This window comes from Elusimicrobiota bacterium, assembly GCA_016788905.1.
Classification (GTDB): Bacteria; Elusimicrobiota; Elusimicrobia; order FEN-1173; family FEN-1173; genus JADKHR01.
In genome coordinates this window covers 1-5,809 of record JAEURZ010000040.1, presented here as the reverse complement: position 1 = coordinate 5,809, position 5,809 = coordinate 1, and the positions used below count along the sequence as shown (strand labels likewise).

The following is a 5,809-nucleotide window of genomic DNA, read 5'->3' as shown; positions in this document are numbered from 1 at the left end:
GGCCTCCCCCCAAGACAGGGGGAGGCCGTTTGACTTCAAACTTGATTCTGTTTACGCCGCTTTAAGTGCCGCAACCAGGGCCCGAATTTCTGTTTCGGTCTCCTGGGTGGAGATTCGAAGACCAACGCCTTCCAACAACCACAGGATCTTCTCAACCAAGACATTTTCAGGCAATCCTTCCGTATTGAACACCACAGTAGACGTGGGAGAGGCAATCAGTTGAACTTTTAAATTCCCTTGATTGGGACTGATTTTTAAGCGATTCAACACTTCCAGCACGTTAACCACCACCATCCCCTCGCTATTCATGCTCAAGATCCCGTCGCCAATCGCGCCCTGATGAACATTGATCGGGAGCCCAGCTTCCGTGGCTTTAGTCCCCAATTCTTTAAGGCGTTCGATCAGGTCGGTGTTCTCACCCGACTCCATCCCAGGGGCCAGGGTAATCATAAGTCCTGTCCCCGACACCAAAAGATCCTTTTGAGCCCCCACAGACGAATACCGCTCCAACATCTCCACCAGGTTGAGGATATAAGCTCGGTCGGATGTCTCATCCACATGTATTGTTTTTGGTACGCCGGGTTGAATGTTATCCACATGAACCAGATTGGATGGTTTGACATCTGCCAATTCCGCCAGTTGCTTCAACTGGGTTTGAACCGCCCCTCCCTTCTCTTGGCCATAGAGGGCCACATTAAAGACAGCGAGGGCCTCCATGATCTTCGTTTTAGCCCCAGAATAAATCTCTGCTCCCTTCGCTGTTTTGGCCGCAAGAGCCGCCAACAGAGTCGCCCGAACCGCGTGGTCAGCATAAACAGCTTGAGCCTTCGAGGGCACAAGAGCTCCCACGGCGTCGGTCAGATTTCCCGCGGACCCCGCCATAACATCGGAAGACTGAACCAGACTGTTCCGGCTGGTTGTTAAAACCAGAGAAATAATTTCTTCCGATTCGCCAAACCTCTTAGCAGATTGAGCCCAATTGGCGTCGCCATAAAGGGTAAATTGCTCATTGCTCAATTGGTCAACGAGGGAACTTATTTCGATTTCGTCTTTCCGATCATTCCCCAAGGTTAACCCCAAGAAATGGGTCGTGGACTTCAGATCCAAAAGTTGCTCACGAGCCCGGGGAATTAACAATTCACCTAACGGTTCTCGGCCAGTCTGTTCAAAAAGCGTTCTCTTATCCGATGAAACCAGCTTGATTGCCCCCATCAGAAGCCCCAGCAAACTCGCGGACCCCAAGAAGGCCGCCCCCACATCCCACCCACTTAATCCCGCCAAAACAACCCCCGGCGCAGCCACGGCCGCCGGAGAAATGACCAACAAAACCAACCCCAAAAGCACTCCCCGCGCCCATTTGTTAGTGAAAACCCCTGAAAAAGCGTCAAGATTCAGAAAACCACCTTGTTGACTTCCTAAACCCGTTTTTCCTATCAATTGTGCCTTTTCTTTCTGACTTGAGACGGGTTCACGAACCGCGTTGTGGTGGTGCCGAATCCGAAGAGAATCCAGGAGACCTTTAACCTCTTCGAAAGTGTGCCCGGCGAAAAGTCGTAATTCATAGAGCGAGAGACCCCAGGGGGTCCCTTCCTTTGAGGTGGCCGCTTGATCACTAATCCCAGGAATCCCGAGAATTTTAGGATGGTTATCTCTAAGCCTAGAAAGTGAATGCTCTATTGAACTTCTTCGAAATGCACTCTGAGCAACAGCTCTAATCGGGTCTTTATAATCCATGTCCCAGGCACGCACAACAAAGCTATCCTTTTCCCCCGCCAGAAATATAGTAACAACGGTCTCCCCCCCATACGCATGGAGTTCCCCAACCGGCTCCCACTGGGAACCCGCCTGTCTACTCGCAGAGAGAACCACATCCCTTGTTTGGGGAGCCCCAGAATTCCCTGTCAATCCAAAATGAGAAACACTTTGGACGACAGCTTTGGGCCCATGAAAAGTCACGGGCCCGGCAATTAAGGAATCGATGATGACGCTTCCAGCGGACAAACTAAATCCCTTAAAATTCCCGTTAAACTGAATGTGGGAATTAATGATGGCACTCCCAGGAACCAATCGAAGAGTAAAAGTACCCGAGTTCGGGGCAGAAACCCTGACGTTTGAAAGAATAAACCGGGCGTCTTCTTTTTCCCTTTGAGAAAGACTATCAATTGGTTTCCCATTATAAAGAACCCTAACATTTCCTGGGATAACTAATTTCTCACTATCAAACCTTTCCGAGAAGGAAAGGGCTGGGTCCTGAACAACTTCCCGTAGCCCCCGAGCATTTAAGTCTAAATTCCCAATATCGCCCCCGTAACCTCCCTCACCGTAGTGGACTCCCAACATGGAAACACCATGCTCTTCGAAATAGTTTATCGTTGCAATAGAGAGAGCGTTATCTTGGGCTTTCGTTGTATAGCCACCAAAAACCCTGTCAAAAACACTTACCTTTTCCTGCCCGATCCTTATTCCAGAAGGGCCCCGCATTCCGTGGAACTTCTTTACCAGAAGATCAAGGACAGTTTGTTTATCCGCCATTAAGAAAAAGATATTCATCACAATACTGCCACCACCAAGGGTAACAGCTTTTTCAGCCAATACGTTAAATCCCTTCTTTTCCACAAAAGTCAAGATCATTCCCGCTGTATTGGGAATAAAATTACCTTTATCCACCAATTTTAATTCTTCAAAAATATTTCGGGCAGAGGCCAGGTCTCCATTAAACGTTAAGTCAAATTCCGATTGAATAGCAGATGGGGCTGTCCCATTGAAGAGTTGATCCAAACCTACTCCTGTCCGATTATGAAATTCCACGATGCTCAGAGCAACATTGGGAGAAAAGAGTTGAACCTTTGGGCCGGAAGCGGCCATAAAACGAGCAGGTAATGCCGCAAGAGATTTATCACCAAACCCAGGGTTTGCTCCAAATAAAATAATTCCATCGGATGCGGGCCATAAAAGGGTGGACCGGCCGTGGGACTGCATTTGCAACCAAGCAACAAGAGTGGTCAAAATATTTGTTTCCAAAAAGGTCGTCACCTGAAATCGGTGGTCTGGTGTTATTCGCAGCAATGGAGCTAAGCTAAACTGTCCATGCTGAGCGTTTGTGGGCGGTCCCCCGCGGGTTTTACTGCCGCCATCCGTAATGAGGGCAAGATTTTCTTTAGTAAAGAAATCATCTCCAAATATATCGGCCATCCTTCGCATGGCCGTAGTCGCTCCTGGCAAATCATGGGCTAATGTTCCGGGTTTCTCAACACTTAAGAAGAAAGTTATATGCCCATTAAAACGGGCTGACTGGGCCTCGAGGGCTTCCAGATACGCCAAATAAGTATCCGGGGCAAAGTTTTTAATGTTGATCATGAAATTGACTGACCAATCCCCACCAGCAACAAGGCCTTTCGCCACCTCAGCCAACTTATCAAAATCGCTTGTCTGATTAATCGTAAAGGGAATTCCGTCCGCGAATTGTTCACGATCTACCTGATTAAGATTTGGATTCCCCATTCCGCTGTTGGCAGATTTTACCACCAGAAGACCACTCGCCCACATGGTTTTTTCAACCAACCAAGCATAGTTCCCTGTCGTCCCTTCCACGGAAGCCGCTTCACGTAAAGCTGTGGTCGCCAACAATCGATTTTCCAATACTTCTTGAGAAGAGTGACCTTCATAAACACGAGACCTGGTAAGGATAGAGAGAGAATGTAAAAATTGGAGACGATGCTTCGAATTTAGTTCCCGGTATTTCCCGAGATTTTTTTTGAAGTATTTCTGGGCTTGCTTTACAGTAACGGCTAACGGAACCCTGGGAACCCACCCATCACCCACCGAAGAAGAGGGGGGATCGTTCAATACCGAGCCATAAAGAAATCGGCCATCCCGTCCAACCGTTAAATCGGAGGAGAGACTGGATGCGTTCTTGATTTCCTTGGTTCCTAGGAATTCCAGTAAACGAGAATTTCCTATCCAACCACCATCCACATCAAAAAGACCTGGTTCGGTTTCGGTGTAAACATAGTCACCAATCCCTAGACCAAGAGTTTTGACCGGACGAATCTTCCCATTGACGGTCCCCGGCCGAACTTGAACCAAGGGCCTAATAACCAACTCTTCCCCTGTTTCTGAATTTCGGAGGACAACAGCCTCCCCTTGAGTCCTCCTAATTAATGTGACGGACTGACCTAATTTCCCTAATTGCAAGGTTACTTGATTCGGAAAATCTGAAAATAGTGCTCCACGGAGCGGGATAGATATTGTTCGCGAATCGTCCACAGGGATTTCGAGCCGGGATTTAAGCGTAACACGAAACTCATTTAGGAATGCAAAGACAAACTTCGTGACGGACATTCGTTCCGCCCAACCACTCCAACCCTGCCAAGGATCAATCACACCACCTTGCCTCATTGCGCCTTTTCCTAATCTCCCCACTTCTGGAGACTTGGGTTGAGAATCAGGCTGATCAGGAACAATATTCAATCGGGTTCCGCGCGTAAGAAATAAAATCCAGTCATTAAGTATTTGGCCAAAACTTTTAGTCTCTTTGAACGCTTGAGAGAGATCCCCCACCCCGGCCAGAACTCGAGTCGACCACACGACCCCTGACATGACAACCGACACGACAGGCATGACGACTTTTTTGATTGCGTTGGAAATGACGGTAAAACCACTTTGCTTCGCACCAACGCCACGCCTCATGTCAACCCGAATATTCGCATCTTCAACTGACTCAATTAAGTTGCGATCCGGTGTGGTTGCCCCTTCATTCGCGGAGGTAACCGTAACCTGAACGGAACTCTCCTCAGTAACAGCTGTAACGGTAACCGCATCAGGAGTAGCAGTGTTCACGTTCGTTTGAACATCGGGAAACTGCTCCGCGACCAGATCGGTATTCGAGTCCCCCTGGGACTCTCCTACAGCACGATACGTCGCCGCAGCTATCCGTTTAACCGCGTTCGAATCTTGGGTGTAGTTGGTGACCCCCATGACTTCGCCATTCGTTCGCAAAGGGGAAAGGTAAAGTTTTTGTCCGGCAAGGAATTCTTCGATGGGGATGTGTTTGACGAGAAAAATGTCCATGTAAGCGTGCCCTTGGGGGATCTCCCCAATTTGCGGGGTGATGGTCACCACCGAATAACCTTTCGCTTTAAGACGGCTTTCCAGTTCCGGCGTGTGGAACCCGCCGGCCACCAGGGCCATGACCTTGGCGTTCGTTTCCTTGCCCTTGGCCAAAAGGTTATTGACCAACGAATCGTTCCGCTGGTCGGCGGCCCGGTAAAATCGTTCAAAAAGGGCCACGTCTTCCATGGAGGGGCCCTTCACTTCAAAGCCCAACACCGTATCCAACCGGGCCTGCAGGCTCCCCAAATCATCACGCCGTGTGCGGTAGGCGTTCCATTCCACCGGGCCGAACTCGTGACGAACGAGACGGGTCAGCAAACGCAAATCTTCCGCCAAGCCCAATACTGTTTTTTCTTCCGACGTCCGGCCCGCGACGGCAACCGCTTTGGACTTGAGATCTTCCAACTCATCAAAGAGACGAAACTTATCGATGCTTTCGGCCAGAAGAACATACTGCACGTATTGATCAAAAACCCCATAATCAGACCATTGGATCCCTCGTCCTTTGACCAACGCTTTCAACTGATTGTGGTAGGCGCTGAAACTGATCTGACCCGAACGATAATGCAACGACGCGGAAACCAACCGCTCAATGGCCGGGGCGTCCAAAACCTTGACGAGCTGTTCAATCAATGCCGCCCGTTCCCGTTCCACCCGGGCAAAATCAAGCCCGGCTTCGAGCGCGAGAGCCTTCTGG

General features: G+C 49.4%; 1 protein-coding gene. It reads right to left on the bottom strand.

Features of this window, described 5'->3' with window-relative positions:
• Positions 1–51: 51 nt before the first annotated feature.
• Positions 52–5,809, bottom strand: a 5,758-nt coding sequence (locus JNK54_10670) for a hypothetical protein (GenBank protein MBL8024721.1), incomplete at its 5' end; no start/stop codon positions are given.